This is a genomic window from Trinickia camelliae, assembly GCF_053525655.1.
Window position 1 is genome coordinate 88673 of the sequence record NZ_JBCHAA010000012.1, and the last position, 20844, is coordinate 109516.

A 20844-nucleotide genomic window follows, 5' to 3' on the forward strand; every position below is an offset into this window, starting at 1 on the left:
AATGACCAAGAAAGTTTATGTAAAGACCTTTGGCTGCCAGATGAACGAGTACGACTCCGACAAGATGGTCGACGTGCTCGGCGCTGCCGAAGGGCTCATCAAGACCGACTCCCCGGAAGACGCGGACGTCATCCTCTTCAATACCTGCTCCGTGCGGGAAAAAGCGCAGGAAAAAGTGTTCTCCGACTTGGGCCGCGTGCGCGAGCTCAAAGAGGCGAATCCGAATCTGCTGATCGGCGTGGGCGGCTGTGTCGCGAGCCAGGAAGGCGCGTCGATCGTCGCGCGGGCGCCGTACGTCGACCTCGTGTTCGGTCCGCAGACGCTGCACCGCCTGCCGCAGATGATCGATGCGCGCCGTGCGAGCGGCCGCGCGCAAGTCGATATTTCGTTTCCGGAAATCGAGAAGTTCGATCACCTGCCGCCCGCGCGAGTGGATGGCCCGAGCGCATTCGTGTCGATCATGGAAGGCTGCAGCAAGTACTGCAGCTATTGCGTCGTGCCGTACACGCGCGGCGAAGAAGTCTCGCGCCCGCTCGACGACGTGCTCACCGAAATCGCCGGTTTGGCGGATCAAGGCGTGCGCGAAGTCACGCTGCTCGGCCAGAACGTGAACGCGTATCGTGGTGCGCTGACTTTGGGCGCCACCGAGATCGCCGATTTCGCGACGCTGATCGAATACGTCGCCGAGATTCCCGGCATCGAGCGCATTCGCTACACCACTTCGCACCCGAAGGAATTCACGCAGCGCCTGATCGACACCTACGCGAAGGTGCCGAAGCTCGTCTCGCACCTGCATCTGCCCGTGCAGCACGGCTCCGACCGCATCCTGATGGCGATGAAGCGCGGCTACACCGTGCTCGAATACAAGTCGGTGATCCGCAAGTTGCGCGCGATTCGCCCGGACCTGTCGCTGTCGACGGACATCATCATCGGCTTCCCCGGCGAAACCGACGAAGACTTCGACAAGACGATGGCCCTCGTGCACGAGATGAGCTACGACACGAGTTTCTCGTTCATCTACAGCCCGCGTCCCGGCACGCCGGCCGCGAACCTGCACGACGACACGCCGCGCGAGGTCAAGCTCAAACGCCTGCAACATCTGCAAGCGACCATCGACGCGAACGTCAACAAGATCAGCGAATCGATGGTCGGCTCGGTGCAGCGCATCCTGGTCGAACGCCCCGCGCGCAAAGACCCGAACGAGCTCGCCGGACGCACCGCGAACAACCGCGTCGTCAATTTCCCGGCGCCCGTTGCCTCGCATGCGCGCCTCATCGGCCAGATGATCGACGTGAAGATCGTGCACTGGTATCCGCATTCGCTGCGCGGCGAGCTCGTGCTCACGCCGGAAACCGCGGCATCGACGCACTAAGCAAGTCAACGCAGCTACGTCATTAAGGATCGAATCCTCGCCTTGAAAGTCGCCCAGTCACTGGAATTCACCGCACCGCGCGAAGACAACGCGCGTCTCGCCAACCTCTGCGGCCCGCTCGACGAAAACCTGCGGCAGATCGAGCAGGCCCTCGATGTCACACTACAGCGCCGCGGCCATCGGATCGCAATCCGCGGGCGCGGCGCGAAAATCGCGCTAGGCGCCCTCGAAAACTTCTACAACCGCGCGGGCGAGCCGCTGTCGGTCGACGACATCCAGCTTGCGCTCGTCGAAGCGCGCCACCCCGGCAACAACAAGGGCGCGAACGGCGGCAGCGCCGAAATCGACGTGCGGTTCCGCGGCGATCCCGATCATCCGTTCGACGAACCCGCAAGCGTGGGCGACGAGGAGAACCTCGAAGAACTCGGGCCAAAGCTCTACACGCGCCGCGCCGACCTGCGCGGCCGCACGCCCGCGCAACGCGAGTACCTCAAGCAGATCGTGTCGCACGACGTCACGTTCGGCGTCGGGCCCGCGGGCACCGGCAAGACCTACCTCGCCGTGGCATGCGCGGTCGACGCGCTCGAGCGCGACCAGGTCAAGCGCATCGTGCTCACGCGTCCGGCCGTCGAAGCCGGCGAGCGGCTCGGCTTCTTGCCGGGTGACCTCGCGCAAAAGGTCGATCCGTATTTGCGTCCGCTCTACGACGCCTTGTATGACCTGATGGGCTTCGACAAGACCGCGAAGATGTTCGAGCGTCAGATGATCGAGATCGCGCCGCTCGCGTACATGCGCGGCCGCACGCTCAATCACGCGTTCATCATCCTCGACGAGGCGCAGAACACGACGCCCGAGCAGATGAAGATGTTCCTCACGCGTATCGGCTTCGGCTCGAAGGCGGTCGTGACCGGCGACACGACGCAGATCGACTTGCCGCGCGGCCACAAGAGCGGGCTCATCGAAGCGCAGCAGGTGCTCGCGAACGTGCGCGGCATCGCGCTCACGCGCTTCACGAGCGCGGACGTGGTGCGGCATCCGCTCGTCGCGCGCATCGTCGAAGCGTACGACGCGCACTCGCACAAGGAAGAGCATCACCAGCCCGACGGCCGCTGATCCTCATGCGAACGAGAACGACGAAAGCGACGAAAGCGCAACCGCCAAACCAGACCAAGCCGACCGCATGACCCGCGCGCCCAAACTGACGCTCAACCTGCAATTTCCGGCGGCGAAAGCCTATCCGGAGCACAAGGCGCTGCTGCCGCGCGCGACCGTCGCAAGCTGGATCAAGGCGGCGCTTTTCGCCGACGGCGAGCTGGCCGTGCGCTTCGTCGACGCCGACGAAGGCCGCACGCTCAACCGCACCTATCGCGGCAAGGACTACGCGACCAACGTGCTGACCTTCGCCTACGCCGAAACGGAAGACGACCCGGTCACGGGCGACTTGATCCTGTGCTGCCCGGTGGTCGAGAAGGAAGCCGCCGAGCAAGGCAAGCCGCTCGAAGCGCACTACGCGCACCTGATCGTGCACGGTACGCTGCACGCCCAGGGCTACGACCACGAAGTCGAAGAAGAAGCGGAAGAAATGGAAGCGCTCGAAATCGAGATCCTCGCGACGCTCGGTTTTCCGGATCCTTATCAAAACGATGGGAGCGAGCGGAACGATGGCCGATAATCATCCGAACGCCCGCCAATAGCCGCCCCGTTAGCCGACCGCCCGCCTCCCGTGAACGACTCGCACCCCGCCCCCGACCTACCCGATCTTCTCGCCGCCTGCCCCGGCTATCCGCCGAGGCTCGGCGTCGCGCGGTATCTGTCGGAAGAGGAAATGGCCGCGTCGCTCGCCGATACGCTGCAAGGCTGGGACAGATCGAGCGATCTCTGGCTCTTCGGCTATGGCTCGCTGATCTGGAATCCGGGGCTGCCGACCGTCGAAGCGGTGCGCGCCCGCGTTCACGGCTATCACCGCGGCCTGTACCTGTGGTCGCGCGTCAATCGCGGCACGCCCGAGCAGCCCGGCCTCGTGCTCGCGCTCGATCGCGGCGGCTCGTGCAGCGGCATCGCGTTTCGCCTCGCCGCGCCAGGCGCCATGCCCCATCTCGAAGCACTCTGGCGGCGCGAAATGCCGATGGGCTCGTATCGCCCGTCGTGGCTGCCGTGCTCGCTGGCGGACGGACAGCGCGTCTTGGCGCTGTCGTTCGTGATGCGGCGCGATGTGGTGACCTATACCGGCAAGCTGTCCGATACGGTCGTCAAGACCGTGCTCGGCTGCGCGCGCGGCCGCTACGGCACGACGCTCGACTACGTGAGCCGTACCGTCGAAGCGCTGCGCGAAAGCGGCATGCCGGACCGCGCGCTCGAGGCGCTGCTCGAGCGCTGCCGATAACGCACGGCCGCTGCTGCCGCAACCCAAGCGCCGGACACGCTCAGGCGGCTATCTCTACCTGACTGGCGTCGAGTTGTCGCCTGCCTCCACCGAAGCCGACGGCAACGCTGCCGTCCCAGCCAACGTCGTAGCCGGCGCGGTCTGCTCCAACGCCACCGCCTGCGCCTCGTGCGGCTGTGGCTGCACCGCGTTCTGAGCGGCCCCGCCGCCAAATGGAATCGCGAGACAAACGGCCAGCATCACCACGAAAGTCGCCATGGTTTCCTCCGCAACGCTTCCCCCGCGGACGGCCGCAGTGATGGTCGCTTTTCCTGCGTGTTTTATTTCTATTTATACGCAGGCAGCGGGATGGAAAACGCCAACGGCCCGCATGAAGGCGACCAAACGCTCGAAATTGGCGCGCGGGGGCGAACGCGAATCATCAGAGGCCGAGAAACGCAGCAAGGCCCACGAGCGCGCCAAACCCGGCCACGCCATAAGCGGCGATCTGCAGCCACCGCCGCCGCGTGAGCAAGGTGATCGCCGCCAGCGAGATGGCGATCTGCGTAAGCGTGGTCGCCTGCGCCCAGCGGTGATGGTGATGCAGCTGCTCCTCACTCATCTTGTCCGCCTCTTCGACCGATTTTTCCAGCGCCTGCGCCTTGGCGAAAATCTCCTGCTTCTGCTGGACGTACTTGTCGACGTCGGCCGCGAATTTCGCATGAGCTTTCGGATCGCTTGCACTAAGCGACGCACCGAGTTCCGCGAGATTCTCTTTCTCGCCCTTCGCCTGGTAGTAGCTCCACTGATTCGCCGCCTCGGTCTTGCGAATCGCCGCTTCGTTCTTGTAGTAAAGCGCGAGTCCCTCGGTCGAGCTGCCCTGATAGGAAAAAATGGCGCCGATGGTCGCGAGAATCGCGGTCATCACCGCGATGCGGCTGGCAAACGGGTCCGGGTCGCCGTGCCCTTCGTGCCCACCGTGGCCGGGGTGCTCGAGGGCTTCATCGTGCGGACCGCGCACTTCAAATTCGTCCGACATACTTTCTTCGCGCGAGAATAAGTTAGGATGGGTGCTCAGGCGCCATTGTGCGGCCGCTCTGCCGCGGGACTTTATCAGGATCCGTTTCCGAATGGCAGCTGTTGCGGCCCCTAAGTACCTTGGTTTTCAACCGAGCCGTCACCTCAGCGGTCCCCCTGTCGTGCGCCCTCCGCGGCCCAGCCGACACGGACGCGCAATACGCCTGGTGTATCCTTAACTCTCTGCAACAACGCGCCCGGCGCCGCCGCGCGCATCACCATGAACGACTCATATCCCAGTCGACGACACACCGACAAACCGCAAGAAAAGCGCTCGCTGCTCGAGCGCCTGACCGACTTCATCTCGCCCGAGCCCGATTCGCGGGCCGAGCTGCTCGAAATCCTTCAAGACGCGCACGAACGCAATCTGATCGACGCCGATTCGCTGTCGATGATCGAAGGCGTGTTCCAGGTCTCCGAGCTCTGCGCACGGGACATCATGGTTCCGCGCGCCCAAATGGACGCGATCAACATCGAGCAAAGCCCTGACGAATTCATTCCGTTCGTGCTCGAAAAAGCGCACTCGCGCTACCCCGTGTACGAAGGCAATCGCGACAACGTGATCGGCGTGCTGCTCGCGAAAGACCTGCTGCGCTACTACGCCGAAGAAGAGTTCGACGTGCGCGGCATGCTGCGCCCCGCGGTGTTCATCCCCGAGTCGAAGCGCCTCAATGTGCTGCTGCACGACTTCCGCGTGAACCGCAACCACATCGCGATCGTCGTCGACGAATACGGCGGCGTCGCGGGCCTGATCACGATCGAGGACGTGCTCGAGCAGATCGTCGGCGATATCGAGGACGAATACGATTTCGACGAGGAAAGCGGCAACATCATCGCCTCGCCGGACGGCCGCTATCGCGTGCGCGCGCTCACCGAGATCGAACAATTCAATGAAACATTCGGCACGCACTATTCGGACGAAGAGGTCGACACGATCGGCGGGCTCGTCACGCATCATTTCGGGCGCGTGCCGCACCGGGGCGAGAAAGTCCGCCTCGACGACTTGATCTTCGAAATCCAGCGCGGCGACGCGCGCCAGATCCACATGCTGCTCGTGCGGCGCGACCCGCTCGCCGGCCAGCGCGAGCGCGAAGCGCAGCACGTGGAAACGTAAGCCCTCTAGCCGCATCGGCGTTAGCGCGCCCGGCCACGGCGGGCGCGCCGCTTTGTTGAACCCAGCTTGACGCCCATCGGGCAAACCCGCGAACCCATGGCTGAACCGATTTCCTCCCGTCTGCGCCAAGGCGTGACGCCCGCCGCAGCAGACTCGAGCGGCCGTGCGCTGCCGCTGTGGCACTACCTCGCCGCGCTCGCGGCGGGCGCCCTCAATACGCTTTCGTTTGCCCCGACGCCGCACGGCGGCTGGCTCGAAATCGCGATCTTCGTGTTCCTGTACGCGTGGCTCACGCGCACGACCGGCTGGAAAAGCGCCGCGCTGACCGGCGGCGCGTTCGGCTTCGGCAACTTCGTGACGGGCGTCTGGTGGCTCTACGTGAGCATGCACGACTACGGCGGCATGGCCGCGCCGCTCGCGGGCGCGGCACTCGTGCTGTTTTCGCTGTATCTCGCGGTCTATCCGGCGTTCACCGCCGGACTGTGGTCGTTCTGTGCGGGGCACGCCCGCAATGGCAACACCTCCGACCTGCCGTTCTCGCCGACCTGGCACGGGGCGTTCGCCTTCGCGAGCGCCTGGGCGGTCGGCGAATGGCTGCGCGGCACCGTGTTTACCGGCTTTCCGTGGCTCGCGAGCGGCTACGCGCAAGTCGATGGGCCGCTCGCGGGCTTTGCGCCGGTGGCTGGCGTTTATGGCGTCGGCTGGGTGCTTGCGCTGGTGGGCGGGCTCGTCGTGCAAGCGCTCGCACAATTGCGCGGCGGACCGCTTGCGGCGGCGTCTGCGCAGTCGGCCTCCAATTCGGCGCCTCAGCGCGTTCGTCCGGCCCGCGCCATCTTGCCTGCTGTCGTCGCGGTTGCTGTCATGGCAACCGGCATGCTGCTTTCGCAAGTCACCTGGACCTTGCCCTCCAAGGCGCCGCTCTCAGTGCGGCTGCTGCAAGGCAATGTGAGGCAGGAGATGAAATTCGATCCGGTCGGCATCTCGGCCGCGATCGCGATGTACCAGCAGATGATCACCGAGAAGCCCGCCGACCTGATCGTGACGCCCGAGACGGCCATCCCCGTGCTCGTCCAGCAGGTGCCCGAAGACTTCGCGCGCGCGGTGCGCCAGTTCTCCGACACGACCGGCACGTCGATCCTGTTCGGCGCGATCGGCGGCACGATCACGCCCGAAGGCCAAGTCGTCGACTACACGAACAGCCTCTACGGCATCACGCCGAACTCGCGCGACCTGTTCCGCTACGACAAGCACCACCTCGTGCCCTTCGGCGAGTTCGTGCCCTGGGGCTTCCGCTGGTTCGTCAACCTGATGAGCATCCCGCTTGGCGACTTCGCGCGCGGCGCGCCGGTGCAAAAGCCGTTCATGGTCCACAACCAGCCGGTCGACGTCGACATCTGCTACGAGGACATCTTCGGCGAGGAGATCGCCCGCTCGCTGCGCGACAACGCAGTGCCGGCAGGGGTGCTCGTCAACACGACGAACCTCGCATGGTTCGGCAACACCATCGCGCTCGACCAGCACCTGCAAATCGCGCGGATGCGCTCGCTCGAAACCGGCCGCCCGATGCTGCGCGCGACCAACACGGGCGCGACCGCGGCCATCGACGCTCACGGCAACGTGATTGGCCGCTTGCCGGTGTTCACGGTCGGCTCGCTCGACGTGACCGTCCAAGGCACCACGGGCAACACGCCGTACGTCACGAGCGGCAACAACACGGTGCTCGCGGTGTCGCTGATCCTGCTCGCGTTCGGCTTCGCGTTTTCGCCTGGGCGCGACCGGAAAAACGGCAACGCCGACAAGAACGGCAGCGCGCGCAGCTAACTCCGGGGCCGGCTCACACCCAATACAGGCCCCGGGGCACACCCGCAAAAATCGCAATCGCGCACCAATCCGGTAAAATTCAACGTTTTAGCAACGAGCCGCGCAAAAAATGCGCGCAGGCCGCCCGCCTTGCGTTCAAGCGCGTGGCTCAGCGGCCGCTCCTCATGCCGTTTCCCGCCTGAAGGCACTACATGCTTACGTTTCAGCAAATCATCCTGACGCTGCAATCCTATTGGGACAAACAGGGTTGCGCGCTGCTCCAGCCGATCGACATGGAAGTCGGCGCCGGCACGTCGCACGTGCACACGTTTCTGCGCGCCATCGGCCCGGAACCGTGGCGCGCCGCCTACGTCCAGCCGTCGCGCCGCCCGAAGGACGGCCGCTACGGAGACAACCCGAACCGCCTGCAGCACTACTACCAATATCAAGTGGTGCTCAAGCCCGCGCCCGAAAACATCCTCGACCTGTACCTCGGCTCGCTCGAAGCGCTTGGCTTTGACCTGAAGCAAAACGACGTGCGCTTCGTCGAAGACGACTGGGAAAACCCAACGCTCGGCGCGTGGGGTCTCGGCTGGGAAGTCTGGCTGAACGGCATGGAAGTGACGCAGTTCACCTACTTCCAGCAAGTCGGCGGCCTCGATTGCAAGCCGGTGCTCGGCGAAATCACGTACGGCCTCGAGCGCCTCGCGATGTATCTGCAGAAGGTCGAGAACGTCTACGACCTCGTGTGGACCGAGTGGGAAGAAGCGGGCCCGAACGGCAACGAGCTGCGCCGCCTCACCTACGGCGACGTCTATCACCAGAACGAAGTCGAGCAGTCGACGTACAACTTCGAACACGCGAACGTCGAACTGCTGTTCTCGCAGTTCGCGAGCTACGAAGCGGAAGCGAAGCGGATGATCGAAACGTCGCTCGCACTGCCCGCCTATGAACTCGTGCTGAAGGCAGCGCACACGTTCAATCTGCTCGACGCGCGCGGCGCGATCTCGGTAACGGAACGCGCGGCGTATATCGGCCGCATTCGCGCGCTGTCGCGCCTCGTCGCGCAGGCTTACTACGATTCGCGCGAGAAGCTCGGCTTCCCGATGCTCGGCAACCCCGTGCACGGCGTGCCCGGCCTCACCACCGACGCACAGGACGCCGCGATGCCCGCGTGGGCGCCGCCGCTCAAAGTCGAACGCAAGATCGACCAGGACTGACGAGATTACATAGAAATGACTCAAGCCCATCAAGCCACCCTGCTCGTCGAACTGCTGACCGAAGAGCTGCCGCCGAAGGCCCTCGCGCGCCTTGGCGATGCGTTTGCCTCGAGCCTCGTCGAGCGGCTCGCCGCGCGCGACCTGATCGACGGCGAGCCGTCGTTCGAGAGCTTCGCCACGCCGCGCCGCCTCGGCGTCGTCGTCAAGAACGTGCGCGAGGTCGCGCCGGAAAAGCAAGTGCGCGAAAAAGTGCTGCCGGTGTCGGTCGCGCTCGATGCGAACGGCCAGCCCACTGCCCCGCTCGCGAAAAAGCTCGCGGCGCTCGGGTTTCCCGATGTCGCGGTAAGCGATCTCGAACGCGCATCGGACGGCAAGGCCGAAGCGTTCTTCCTGCGCTACGCGGCGCCGGGCGCGACGCTCGCCGACGGCCTGCAGGCCGCGCTCGACGAAGCCACCTCGATCAACAAGCTGCCGATCCCGAAGGTCATGACGTATCAGCGCCCGGACGGCGCGAACGTGCAGTTCGTGCGTCCGGTGCAGCGCTTGACCGTGCTGCACGGCGAGAAGGTCGTGCCCGTCAGCGCATTCGGCATCGATGCCGGCGATACGACGCTCGGCCACCGCTTCCTGTCGGAAGGGCTCGTCGCGATCCTGCACGCTGATCACTACGCTCTGACGCTGCGCACGAAGGGCCACGTGATCGCCAACTTCGGCGAGCGCAAGCAGACGATTCGCGAGCAATTGCTCGCTCAGGCCGACGGTGATGAAGTCGTGATGCCCGATTCGCTGCTCGACGAAGTGGCCTCGCTCGTCGAATGGCCGGTCGTGTACGCATGCCGTTTCGAGGACGAGTTCCTGCAAGTGCCGCAGGAATGCCTGATCCTCACGATGCAGACCAACCAGAAGTATTTCGCGCTCACCGATAAAGCCGGCAAGCTGCGCTCGCGCTTCCTGATCGTCTCGAACATCGCGACCGCGACGCCGGGCGACATCGTCGAAGGCAACGAGCGCGTCGTGCGTCCGCGCCTGGCCGATGCGAAGTTCTTCTTCGAGCAGGACAAGAAGAAGCCGCTCGCCGCGCGCGTGCCGCTGCTCGCGAACGTCGTCTATCACAACAAGCTTGGCTCGCAGTTGAAGCGTGTCGAACGCGTCGAAACGCTGGCGCGCGAAATCGCCCCGCTCGCGGGCGCCGATGCCACGCTCGCGGCGCGCGCCGCGCATCTGGCGAAGGCGGATTTGCTGACCGACATGGTCGGCGAATTCCCCGAGCTGCAAGGCACGATGGGCACGTACTACGCGCGCCACGACGGCGAGCACGAAGAAGTCGCACTCGCCTGCGCCGAGCACTACCAGCCGCGTTTCTCCGGCGACGCGCTGCCGTCGACGCCGACCGGCACCATCGTCGCACTCGCCGACAAGCTCGAGACACTCGTCGGCATCTGGGGCATCGGCTTGCAGCCCACGGGCGAAAAAGATCCGTTCGCGCTGCGCCGCCACGCGCTCGGCGTGCTGCGCATCCTTGTCGAAAAGCAGCTGCCTATCGATATCGTCTCGCTGCTGCGCGTCGCGTACGCGCGCTTTGCGGGCGAGTCGCAAGTCGCCGATCCGGTCGACGCGCTCTACGCGTTCTTCATGGACCGCCTGCGCGGCCTCCTGCGCGAGCGCGGCTACGCGGCGGGCGAAATCGACGCCGTGCTGAGCCTGAACCCGACGCGCCTCGACGACGTCGTCGCGCGTCTCGACGCCGTGCGCGAATTCGCGGCCTTGCCCGAAGCCAGCGCGCTCGCCGCGGCAAACAAGCGGATTTCGAATATCCTGAAGAAGTCGGAAGTGGAAACGGTGTCCGCTGCAACCGCCGGCGACAAGGCGAACCGCGCGGTGCAGATCTCGCTGCTCGTCGAAGAAGCGGAAAAGGTGTTGAACGCCCAGCTCGACCAAGTCACGCCGCACGTCCAGTCGCAACTCGCGCAGCGCGACTACACGCGCGCGCTGTCGGCACTGGCCGCGCTGCGCGATCCGGTCGACACTTTCTTCAACGACGTGATGGTCAACGCCGAAGACCCGGCGTTGCGCGCGAACCGTCTGGCCTTGCTCGGCGCACTGCACTCCCAGATGAACTGCGTCGCCGACATCTCCAAACTCGCGGCCTGAGACTGAAGACATGCCTACGAGCGCAAACAAGAAGCTGGTGATTCTCGATCGCGACGGCGTGATCAACGTCGATTCGGACGCGTTCATCAAATCGCCGGACGAATGGGTCGCAATTCCCGGCAGCCTCGAAGCGATCGCCCGGCTGAATCAGCACGGCTACCGCGTGGCCGTCGCGACGAACCAGTCGGGCATCGGGCGCGGCCTGTTCGACATGGCCGCGCTCAACGCGATGCACGTGAAGATGCAGAAGGCCGTCGCGGCGGCGGGCGGACGCATCGACGCGGTGTTCTTCTGCCCTCACACGGCCGACGACAACTGCGAATGCAGGAAGCCGCAGCCCGGCATGCTGAAGGCGATCGCCGAGCGCTTCGAGATCGCACCGGAAGTCACGCCGGTCGTCGGCGATTCGCTGCGCGATTTGCAAGCCGGAGCAGCGCTCGGTTTTCCGACGCATCTGGTGCTGACCGGCAAGGGCAAAGCGACGCTCGCCGCCGGCGGCCTGCCCGAAGGCACGAAGATCCACAACGACCTGAAATCGTTCGCGCTCGACTTCCTCTCCGAAGAACACGAGTGACGCGGACCAGCGCTTCTTTCACCTAGTCACACCGATTTCGTCATACCGATGCGCTTTCTCCGCTCCCTATTGCTCTTCATCTACTTCATCGTTTTCACCGTGCCGTACGCGACCGCGTGCTTCATCGCGTTCCCGTTCATGCACGCGGACCGGCGCTACTGGATGGCGGTGGGCTGGTGCCGCACGACGCTCGCGGTGGTGCGGCATCTGAACGGCATCCGCTACCGGATTGAGGGATTCGAAAACCTGCCTGACGGTCCCGCCGTCCTCCTCTCCAAGCATCAATCGGCGTGGGAGACGCTGGCGTTTCCGGCGCTGATGCCGCGGCCGCTGTGCTACGTCTTCAAGCGCGAACTGCTTTACGTGCCGTTCTTCGGCTGGGCGCTCGGCATGCTCAAGATGGTTCACATCAACCGCAAGGAAGGCAAGAACGCGTTCGTATCCGTGATCAAGCAAGGGCGCCTGCGCATGGACGAAGGCGCGTGGGTCATCATGTTCCCCGAGGGCACGCGCATTCCAGTCGGCAAGCAAGGCAAGTACAAGACGGGCGGCCCGCGTTTTGCTATCGAAGCGGGCGTGCCGGTCGTGCCGATCGCACACAATGCGGGACACGTATGGCCGCGCAACTCGTTCATTAAATATCCGGGTATAGTCACGGTGTCGATCGGCAAGCCGATTGAGACAACGGGGCTCACGCCCGACGAAGTCAACACGCGCGTCGAATCGTGGATCGAAACGGAAATGCGCCGCATCGATCCCGCCGCCTACCGTGATACGGCCAGCACGGCCGCCACCGCCCGGATCTGACGCGCCCGCGCCGCTCGCGGCGCGCTTTAGCGCGAAGCAAAATCGATGCACAAGCCCTCCACGCCGCGGCCCGCCGCGGCGCTCGACAGCCGGCAACTCGACCTGCCGCTCTTCGGAGAGCCGGCCGCCGACTCGCCCTCTTCGCCGACCAAGCCTCCCTCGTCCTTAGCACCGCCCGCGCCTGACGGCTCGCGCATGCGGCGCCTCACGATCAACGGCCGCACGCTCGACTACCGGCTCAAGCGCTCGTCGCGCCGCACGATCGGCTTCTCGATCGACGGCAGCGGTCTCGCGATCACCGCGCCGCGTTGGGTCACGCTCGCCGATATCGAAGTGGCGATCGTCGAAAAGGAACGCTGGATTTTCGCCAAGCTCGCCGAATGGCAAACGCGCGTCGAGCAGCGCGCGCTGCCGCGCATCGACTGGAAGGAAGGCGCGCAGATTCCGTACTTGGGCAAGCCGGTGAGCCTTACGCTCGCGTCGCCGCATGGCGCGCTGGCGTTCGATGCGGAGCACGCAACGCTTGCGCTCCCGCTGCCCGCGCATGCGGAAGAGCAGCAGATCAAGGACCGCGTGCAAGGCTGGCTGCAAGGCGAGGCGAAGCGTCTCTTCGGCGAGCGCCTCGCGATCTACGCGGACAAGCTCGGGGTGAACTTCAGGGCGTATGCGCTATCGTCGGCGGCGACGCGCTGGGGCAGTTGTTCGAGTGACGGGAAGATCCGGCTCAACTGGCGGCTGATTCACTTTCCGCTGTCGATCATCGATTACGTTGTCGCGCACGAACTCGCACACTTGCGCGAGATGAACCACAGCCCGCGATTCTGGCAAACGGTCGAGTCGATCTTCCCCGAGTTCCGCGAAGCGCGGCATACGCTCAAGCATCATCCGCCTGAGCTGCTGCCCGCGCTTTGAGCGCTGAGTTCGTCGATCAGCGCTTCTTCTGGATGAACTCGATCTTGTAGCCGTCGGGATCGGTGATGAAGGCGATCACCGTCGTGCCGTGCTTCATCGGGCCCGCTTCGCGCACGACCGTTCCGCCTTGGGCCTTGATCTTTTCGCAGGCGGCGTACGCATCCTCGACCTCGATCGCCAGATGGCCAAAGGCCGTGCCGATATCGTAGGCGCTCGTGTCCCAGTTGTGAGTCAGCTCCAGCACCGCGCCTTCGCTCTCCTCCGTGTAGCCGACGAATGCCAGCGTGAACTTGCCTTCGGGATAGTCATCGCGGCGCAGCAGTTTCATGCCGAGCAGTTCGGTGTAGAAAGCGATCGAGCGATCCATGTCGCCGACTCTCAGCATCGTGTGAAGCAAACGCATCTTGCACTCCGATTCGGTTCGTCAAAAAAGCGAATGTATCAAGAAAGCCGCGGCGCTGCTTGAGACCCGCACCGTTGCTCATCTCGCGCGACGCAACCCTGATACCGGTGGGCCTTTGACTCAGGCGCGCATCGATTTGCTATCGTACTAGGCCGTTCACCCGGGCTCGCGGCAGGACCCAGCATGACTGAGCCGCGCCTGCTCCACTACGACAATCCAACAATGAACACTGCTGCAATCTCCACGCGCCGTCCGCTGGACGGCTTTGCCGTCATGCTGATGGTCGTGCTGTGCGCGATCTGGGGATTCCAGCAAGTCGCCATCAAGAGTACGAACACAGCGCTCGGTCCCATGTTCCAAGCCGGTTTGCGATCGGCAATCGCGACGGTGCTCGTCTGGGCCTGGGCGCGCTCGCAGCGCACGCCGCTCTTTCGCGACGACGGCACACTCGGCGCCGGGCTCTTAGCAGGCCTGCTGTTCGCGGGCGAGTTCATCTGCATCTTCATCGGCCTGACGTTGACGAGCGCCTCTCGCATGGCCGTGTTCCTCTACACCGCGCCATGCTTCACTGCACTCGGGCTGCACGCGTTCGTCGCAGGCGAACGCATGCGCCGCGCGCAGTGGCTCGGCATCGGCATGGCATTCGCGGGAATGGCGCTCGCGTTCGCGGACGGTTTCGCACGCGCGCCCGCGCCCAGTTCGTCGATGCTGACGGGATTGATCGGCGATGCGCTCGGCGTGCTCGCGGGCGTCTTTTGGGCTGCGACTACGGTTGTCGTGCGCGCCACGTCGCTGTCGCATTCGAGCGCGAGCAAGACGCTGTTCTATCAGCTGGCCGTGTCGGCGGTCGTGCTGCTCGCGCTGGCGTACGTGCTAGGCGAGGGGCATGTCGACCACGTCACGCCGATCGCGCTCGCGAGCCTCGCGTATCAAGCGGTGATCGTCGCTTTCGTCAGCTATCTGACGTGGTTCTGGTTGCTCAAGCGCTATATGGCGTCGAGACTTTCGGTGTTCTCGTTTCTGACGCCGCTGTTCGGCGTGAGCTTCGGGGTCGTGCTGCTCGACGAGTCGTTCAGCGGCCGATTCCTGGTTGCGGCCGCGCTCGTGCTGATCGGGATTTTGATCGTGAATTCGCCAGCGCCGCGCAAGCGCTAAACGCCCGGCAGCGCTTATTACGCTGCGGGCGTTGCACCCGCAGCCACCACCTGCGCGACGCGCACGTACTCATCCACTGGCACGTCTTCGGCACGCCGGGCGAGATCGAAACCGAGCGCCTCGAAATCGACCGCATCGCGGTAAGCCGAAAGCGTATTGCGCAGCATCTTGCGCCGTTGCGAGAACGCCGCCGTCACGACTTCGCCGAGCACGGCCGGATCGACCGGCGCGAGTTCGTGCGGCGCATACGGAATCATCCGCACGATCGCCGAATCCACCTTGGGCGGCGGCTGAAACGCTTCAGGCGGGACGTCGATGAGCTTGTCGATCACGTAGCGATACTGGAGCATCACGGACAGCCGCCCGAACTCCTTGCTGCCCGGCTCGGCCACCATCCGTTCGACCACCTCGTTCTGCAGCATGAAGTGCTGATCGATTACGACCGGCGCGAACGTCGTCAGATGGAACAGCAGCGGGCTCGAGATGTTGTACGGCAAATTGCCGACGATGCGCAGCGTCGGCTTATCGACGGCCACGCCGGGTGCCGCCAGCGAGCCGAAGTCGAAAGCGAGCGCATCGCCCGCGTGCAGCTCGAGCAGGTCGCCGAATTTCTTCTTGAGACGCACGATCAGATCGCGATCCAGTTCGACCGCATGCAGCGGCGCTTCCGGGGTCGCGAGCCGCTCGATCAGCGGCTCGGTGAGCGCGCCCAGGCCCGGCCCGATCTCGACCATCCGTTCGCCGCGCTGCGGACGAATCACGTCGACGATCGAATCGATCACGCCCAGGTCGACCAGGAAGTTCTGCCCGAACCGCTTGCGCGCGAAATGGCCTTGGTGCTGTCTGCTAGTGGACATCGAAATCGAAGAGAAACGGAATAGGAAAACTCAGGCGCCGCGCCGGTTGCGCGCCATCGAGACGGCCGCGTCGATCGCCGCGATCAGGCTGCCTGCATCGGCGCGCCCCGTGCCCGCGAGATCGAGCGCGGTGCCATGATCGACCGACGTGCGGATGATCGGCAGACCGAGCGTGATGTTGACGCCCTCGCCGAAGGTCGCGTACTTGAGCACCGGCAGACCTTGATCGTGGAACATCGCGAGCACGCAGTCGGCCCCTTCGAGGTAGCGCGGCTGGAACAGCGTATCGGCGGGATACGGGCCGCGCGCGTCGATGCCGCGTTCGGCGGCGAGCTTGAGCGCGGGGGAAATCACGTCGATTTCCTCGTGGCCCAGATAGCCGTTTTCGCCTGCGTGCGGGTTCAGACCGGTCACGAGAATGCGCGGCACCGGCAGGCCGAAATCGCGCCGCAAGTCGTGGTCGATGATCGCGAGTGTTTCGAGCAAGCCGTCGATCGTCAGCGCCGCCGATACGTCCTTGAGCGGCAGATGCGTCGTCGCCAGCGCGACGCGCAGCGGCCGCGCGCCGGTGCCCGCCAGCATCATCACGACGCGTGGCGTGCGCGTGCGCTCGGCGAGATATTCGGTGTGGCCGGTGAACGGCACGCCGGCGTCGTTGATCGTGCTCTTTTGCAGCGGCGCGGTCACGATTGCGTCGAAGGTGCCGGCCACGGCGCCGTCGATGGCGTCGTCGAGCAGGCCGAGCACGTAACGGCCGTTTGCCGCGTCGAGCTTGCCGGCCTGCGCGGCCACCGCCAGCGGCCGGTGCGCGACACGCACGCGCGTGCCGCCGGTGAGATGAGCCCAATCGACGCCGACCGCCTTCGCCCGCGCTTCGAGCAGCCCCGCATCGCCGAGGACGGTGAATTGCGCGTCGGGCCAATGCGCCGCCGCAGCCGCCAGCGCCTGGGCCGTCAGCTCAGGCCCGACCCCGGCGGGCTCGCCCGTCGTGATCGCGATTTGCAAGGGCTTGCGGGAGGCGGCGGTCATCGAATGGATTACTGCTGCTGTTGTTGCAGGGCCGCGAGATCACCCTTGTATTGCACGTACGCGGAATCGCGCAGTTCGCGCAGCCAGTCAGCATAGGCTTGTTCGGCCTTGCGCTGGCCGATCGCTTGACGCGCGAGGTCCATTTGCTGCGCGACCGACCCTTCTGCTTCGCGACGGCCGAGCACCTGGATCAAGTGATAGCCGTATTCGCTGCGCACCGGTTCGCTGATCTCGCCGTCCTTCAGGTTGTTCATCGCGCGTTCGAAGTCAGGTACGGTCTCGCCCGGGCTGATCCATCCGAGGTCGCCACCTTGCGATGCCGAGCCGTCCTGCGAGTACGAGCTCGCGAATTTCGCGAAATCGCCGCCGGCCTCGATCTGCTGGCGGATATCGAGCATCTTCCGGCGAGCTTCAGGCTCGGACAAACCATCGCCGACACGCAGCAGAATGTGCCGCACGTGCGTCTGCACGAGCTTCGGCGCATCGGAGGCGTTGCCGCCCTGGCCTGCGCGGCGATCGACCAGCTTCACGATTTCAAAGCCGTCGGCGGTGCGGATCAGATCGGGGCTCACTTGGCCGGGACGCAACTGCGACGCCGCACTGACGAAATCGGCCGGCAGTTTCGACTGCGGCACGAAGCCCATGTCGCCGCCCTTCTTCGCGTCGTCGGCCTGGGAGTTGTCCTTCGCGAGCGATTCGAACTTCGCGCCGGGCGCCGTGGCTTGCTGCAGGATCGCTTGAGCCTTTTTCTGCGCCGCGTCTAGATCGGCTTGCGCCGCATTGGCCGGCACCTTGACCAGAATGTGATCGAGGTGCAGATCGAGCTGCACTTTCTCGGCCGGCCCACGCTGGCTCGCAATGTAGTTCGCGACTTCGGCGTCCGAGACCGTGATCTTGCTGTCGACTTCCTTCTCGCGCAGACGCGAGAGTGTCAGCTCGGTGCGCGCGTCGCGCGTGAACACCGACCAGGGCACCCCTTCGGCCTCGAGACGAGCGCGGTACATCTCCACCTGCATGTTGTTCGCCGCCGCGAGCTTCTGCAGCGTGGTCTGCACTTCGGCATCGCTGATCTTGATGCCGTCTTCATTGGCCTTCTCGATCTGGATGCGCTCGAGCACCATCTGATTCAGCACCTGGGCGCGCAATTGGTCGAGCGGCGGCACCGGCGCGTTCTGCTGCTGCAGACGCCGAGTGATCAGACCGACCCGTTGATCGAGCTCGCGCTGCGTGATGACGTCGTTATTGACGACGGCAGCGACGGAATCCGCCGTCTGGCCGCTCGTCGAGCCCAACGCTTGAGCGAATGCGCTCGACACCGGCAAAAAGGCGGCCGCGGCGGCAAAGCCAAGACTGGCCGCAAGCGTTGCCAAACGAAGATTCTTCATGATTCCCACAGCTACTCCAATGATATCGGGCTCGTCCCGCCCGTTCGATCGCATGTCGCCCGTGTCGGACCATGCTCATTCATAGTCAGTGAACCGCGCCTCGGGCGGCGGCGGCGGCGGCAGCGGCGTGTATCCCCGCACGCCTGCGCGGAAGGACTGGACCAAGCCGTTGTCGACGTTGGACAAGCCCTTGAGCGTGAGCTGCATCAGGTACTTCGTTCCCTGAGTCGGATTCCCGTTCGAACTCACGCCGTCCGCGTAGCGCTGAACGCCGAGACCCAGCGTCCAGCAGTCCGCATCGTACTGCAACCCGACCAGGCTATCGACTAAGGAATGCCCGGCCAGATCGTAGTTGATGCGCGCGACGCCATAAAAATGATGCGTGAGCGGCCACTGCGCGGAAATCGTGATCTGCCGGACCGGCGTGTAGTCGAGCGTGGTGTCCGCGCGCGTATAGCGATACGCGAAGTTGAGGATCTTGCCCGCTTCCGGGCTATACGCAAAACTCGCGACGGCCTGCCGGAGCTGGCTGTTGTCCGCATTATATTGGACGGCCGTTTCCGACGCGAAAGCGCTCCCCAGCTTGATCGACGCCCCAGCGATCAGATCCGAGCGCGTCGCCTGCGTGGGCGTCTCGCCCGGCAGCAGCGTGACTTGCTGATCCCGGAAATAGTATTCCTGCGCGAGAACGAAGCGCGAGCGCTCGTCGCCAGTCGCCGGATTGATGAAGCGCGTCGTGATCGCCGCCGTGATGCGATTGGCGTCGGCCACGCGGTCGCCGCCGACGAACGTGTTCGGCGTGAAGATTTCGGCGAGCCCGAAGTCCGCTTCCGCCGTGTCGAAGAGCGGCGCGAAATCCTGGTTGTGATACGGCGTGTAGACGTAGTACAGACGCGGCTCGAGCGTCTGGATGTAATCATCGCCGAAGAGCCGCACCGAGCGTTCGAAGATCAGCCCCGAATCGAACGAGAACGTCGGGACTTGCTCGGTGAAGTTCTTCGGCTGCCCGGCAAGCGGGGCCTGGCCGGTCTGGCTCAAGCCGATCGTGCTGAGCTGGTAAGACGCGAAGTGCCACTGCACCTTCGGCGTCACGAAGTAGCCGGGGCCGACGAGCGAATACGACAGATACGGATCGAAGGTGAAACGATCGCCCTGGGTCGTGTCCTGCGTCGTGATCGTGAAGCGCGTGTAGTCGGCCGTAGCGCCGAAGTCGAAGCCGCCGACGTTGTACTTCTGGTACTTGACGTTCAGCTCCGGCTCGCGGCCATAGGGCGCCACCGACGGGTAAAGCGTCTGCCAGTCCTGCACGCGCGTCAGCACGGACCACGGACCGTTGTTGTAGGTCAGCCCGGCTTCCTGCTGATACAGCAGCTGCGTGCCGTTGATGATCTGCGCCGTCGACGAGCCCAGATCCTCGGGAAACGTGTTATCCGAAACCCGGTTGTAGTAGATGTACCCACCGAACCCGTTGCCGAAGTTCTGGTTGTGGTTGATCGAGATCGAGTAACGGTTCGTCTTCGTGATCGAGTCATCGGGCAGGAAGATGCCCGTGATCGAGCCGGAATACGTCGGCGACAGATAGCGGAACTGCGCCTCCGTCTCCAGGCCGCGCTTCGAGATGATCGTCGGGGTCAGCAACAGATCCCGATTCGGCGCGATGTTGAAGTAATAAGGCACCGAAAGCTCGAAGCCATTGCTCCCGCCCGTCGACCACGTCGGCGGCAAGAGGCCGCTTCGGCGCGCGTCGGAAAGCGGAAACGACAGCCACGGGCTCGCGAAAATCGGCACGCCCTGGAAGAACACCACGGCGTTATGGCCAACGCCTTCATCCGCGCCCGTATCGAACTCGAATTCGCTGCCCCGGATGTACCACGCCGGATTCGCACACTGGCACGCCGTATAGGTGGCGTCCTGAAAAATCGACCGCTCGCCGTCGAGCAACTGCACTTGCTTGGCGCTGCCCGTCCCGCCTGAGAGGTTGAAGTGGTACTTCGGCGTCGGCATGTAGCCCTGGTTCGAGTCCACCTTCAAATGCGCTTCCGGACCGGCGAACGACACGCCATTGTTGATCACGCGCACCGTGCCGTAGGCATCGGCCATGTCGGTGTCTTCGTCGTAGTGCAGCGCGTCCGCCTTGATCACCGTGACATTGCGGCGAATCTCGGCGGAGCCTTTCGCGGCCATGTCCTGATCGGTGGTGCCGCTCGCCTGGTCGCCGAGCACGAAGGTGGCGGGCTTGTCGCCCGGCGTCACCGGATGCTCTTCGAGCTGCGGGGCGAGCCGCAGGCCCCACGGCGCGTCGATCGGTTGCGGCTGGGCGGCGGCGCCCGAAAGCTGTGCGCTCGATACCGACGGCAGCAGGCCCGGCACGGCGATCAACGCCGCGACGAGCCGCCTTTTGCGCGGCGGCGCATCGCTGGAGGGGTTCGTCGTTGGGAAAAGCTGTCTTGGCGGCATGTATTATTTGGCGAATCGGCCCGGCAGCCAAGCATTGTGGTCACACGAAGAGCCGCCCGCCCGGCGAGGACGCGGCGGTCTGAGTGCGCACGAAAGAGGAGTGATCGATCGGGCGATACAGCGGGCAGTTAAACTGACATCGTGAGAACCGTGCGAAGGCCGAACACGG

19 protein-coding genes are annotated in these 20844 nt (G+C 64.7%); 12 read left to right on the top strand and 7 right to left on the bottom strand.

Going from position 1 to position 20844, the window contains the following annotated elements; all coding sequences use genetic code 11:
* Position 1: 1 nt before the first annotated feature.
* The 4 genes from miaB (at position 2) to AAHK20_RS20155 (ending at position 3755) form a co-directional block, all read left to right on the top strand.
* Positions 2–1372 carry a tRNA (N6-isopentenyl adenosine(37)-C2)-methylthiotransferase MiaB gene (miaB, locus tag AAHK20_RS20140; RefSeq protein WP_449183275.1) on the top strand — a complete coding sequence of 457 codons (1371 nt, stop codon included), beginning with the start codon at positions 2–4 and terminating at the stop codon, positions 1370–1372.
* A 42-nt stretch (positions 1373–1414) separates the two neighbouring features.
* Entirely contained in the window at positions 1415–2485 is a 1071-nt protein-coding gene (locus AAHK20_RS20145) for a PhoH family protein (protein WP_449183276.1), read from the top strand.
* Between the two features lie 67 nt (positions 2486–2552).
* Complete coding sequence (gene ybeY / locus AAHK20_RS20150) at positions 2553–3044, top strand: rRNA maturation RNase YbeY (protein ID WP_449183277.1); 492 nt, start codon at positions 2553–2555, stop codon at positions 3042–3044.
* 153 nt (positions 3045–3197) lie between these two features.
* Complete coding sequence (locus AAHK20_RS20155; RefSeq protein WP_449183407.1) at positions 3198–3755, top strand: gamma-glutamylcyclotransferase; 558 nt, start codon at positions 3198–3200, stop codon at positions 3753–3755.
* A gap of 54 nt (positions 3756–3809) precedes the next feature.
* On the opposite strand, the gene AAHK20_RS20160 is transcribed toward AAHK20_RS20155, so the two are convergent.
* On the bottom strand, positions 3810–4013 hold the full coding sequence (locus AAHK20_RS20160; RefSeq protein WP_449183278.1) for a hypothetical protein: 204 nt from the start codon (positions 4011–4013) through the stop codon (positions 3810–3812).
* Positions 4014–4176: 163 nt separating this feature from the next.
* Entirely contained in the window at positions 4177–4773 is a 597-nt protein-coding gene (locus AAHK20_RS20165; protein WP_449183279.1) for a DUF4337 domain-containing protein, read from the bottom strand.
* 258 nt (positions 4774–5031) lie between these two features.
* Between AAHK20_RS20165 and AAHK20_RS20170 the strand changes: the two genes are divergently transcribed.
* From AAHK20_RS20170 to AAHK20_RS20200, 7 genes are all read left to right on the top strand, one after another.
* A complete protein-coding gene (locus AAHK20_RS20170) occupies positions 5032–5925 on the top strand; it encodes a CorC family transporter (RefSeq protein ID WP_449183280.1) in 894 nt (297 codons plus the stop codon).
* Positions 5926–6021: 96 nt separating this feature from the next.
* Complete coding sequence (gene lnt, locus AAHK20_RS20175; RefSeq protein WP_449183281.1) at positions 6022–7746, top strand: apolipoprotein N-acyltransferase; 1725 nt, start codon at positions 6022–6024, stop codon at positions 7744–7746.
* A gap of 191 nt (positions 7747–7937) precedes the next feature.
* Positions 7938–8945 (top strand): glycine--tRNA ligase subunit alpha, encoded by a 1008-nt coding sequence (glyQ, locus tag AAHK20_RS20180; protein ID WP_449183282.1) that lies wholly within the window; start codon positions 7938–7940, stop codon positions 8943–8945.
* 15 nt (positions 8946–8960) lie between these two features.
* Positions 8961–11096, top strand: coding sequence for a glycine--tRNA ligase subunit beta (gene glyS, locus AAHK20_RS20185; RefSeq protein WP_449183283.1), 2136 nt, complete (start codon positions 8961–8963; stop codon positions 11094–11096).
* A gap of 10 nt (positions 11097–11106) precedes the next feature.
* Positions 11107–11670 carry a D-glycero-beta-D-manno-heptose 1,7-bisphosphate 7-phosphatase gene (gene gmhB / locus AAHK20_RS20190; RefSeq protein WP_449183284.1) on the top strand — a complete coding sequence of 188 codons (564 nt, stop codon included), beginning with the start codon at positions 11107–11109 and terminating at the stop codon, positions 11668–11670.
* Positions 11671–11718: 48 nt separating this feature from the next.
* Positions 11719–12477 (top strand): lysophospholipid acyltransferase family protein, encoded by a 759-nt coding sequence (locus AAHK20_RS20195; RefSeq protein WP_449183285.1) that lies wholly within the window; start codon positions 11719–11721, stop codon positions 12475–12477.
* A 45-nt stretch (positions 12478–12522) separates the two neighbouring features.
* Positions 12523–13389 carry a M48 family metallopeptidase gene (locus tag AAHK20_RS20200; RefSeq protein ID WP_449183286.1) on the top strand — a complete coding sequence of 289 codons (867 nt, stop codon included), beginning with the start codon at positions 12523–12525 and terminating at the stop codon, positions 13387–13389.
* 16 nt (positions 13390–13405) lie between these two features.
* On the opposite strand, the gene gloA is transcribed toward AAHK20_RS20200, so the two are convergent.
* Positions 13406–13792 carry a lactoylglutathione lyase gene (gloA, locus tag AAHK20_RS20205; RefSeq protein ID WP_449183287.1) on the bottom strand — a complete coding sequence of 129 codons (387 nt, stop codon included), beginning with the start codon at positions 13790–13792 and terminating at the stop codon, positions 13406–13408.
* 222 nt (positions 13793–14014) lie between these two features.
* Here gloA and AAHK20_RS20210 point away from each other — a divergent pair, with 222 nt between their 5' ends.
* On the top strand, positions 14015–14947 hold the full coding sequence (locus tag AAHK20_RS20210; RefSeq protein ID WP_449183288.1) for a DMT family transporter: 933 nt from the start codon (positions 14015–14017) through the stop codon (positions 14945–14947).
* A 17-nt stretch (positions 14948–14964) separates the two neighbouring features.
* Here the strand turns inward: AAHK20_RS20210 and rsmA are convergent, their stop codons facing one another.
* From rsmA to AAHK20_RS20230, 4 genes are all read right to left on the bottom strand, one after another.
* Positions 14965–15804 carry a 16S rRNA (adenine(1518)-N(6)/adenine(1519)-N(6))-dimethyltransferase RsmA gene (rsmA, locus tag AAHK20_RS20215; protein ID WP_449183289.1) on the bottom strand — a complete coding sequence of 280 codons (840 nt, stop codon included), beginning with the start codon at positions 15802–15804 and terminating at the stop codon, positions 14965–14967.
* Between the two features lie 30 nt (positions 15805–15834).
* The gene (gene pdxA, locus AAHK20_RS20220; RefSeq protein WP_137331048.1) at positions 15835–16833 is read right to left on the bottom strand and encodes a 4-hydroxythreonine-4-phosphate dehydrogenase PdxA; all 999 of its coding nucleotides are present in this window, start codon (positions 16831–16833) and stop codon (positions 15835–15837) included.
* Positions 16834–16841: 8 nt separating this feature from the next.
* Entirely contained in the window at positions 16842–18227 is a 1386-nt protein-coding gene (locus AAHK20_RS20225; RefSeq protein ID WP_449183290.1) for a peptidylprolyl isomerase, read from the bottom strand.
* Between the two features lie 66 nt (positions 18228–18293).
* Complete coding sequence (locus AAHK20_RS20230) at positions 18294–20675, bottom strand: LPS-assembly protein LptD (RefSeq protein ID WP_449183291.1); 2382 nt, start codon at positions 20673–20675, stop codon at positions 18294–18296.
* Positions 20676–20844: the final 169 nt, after the last annotated feature.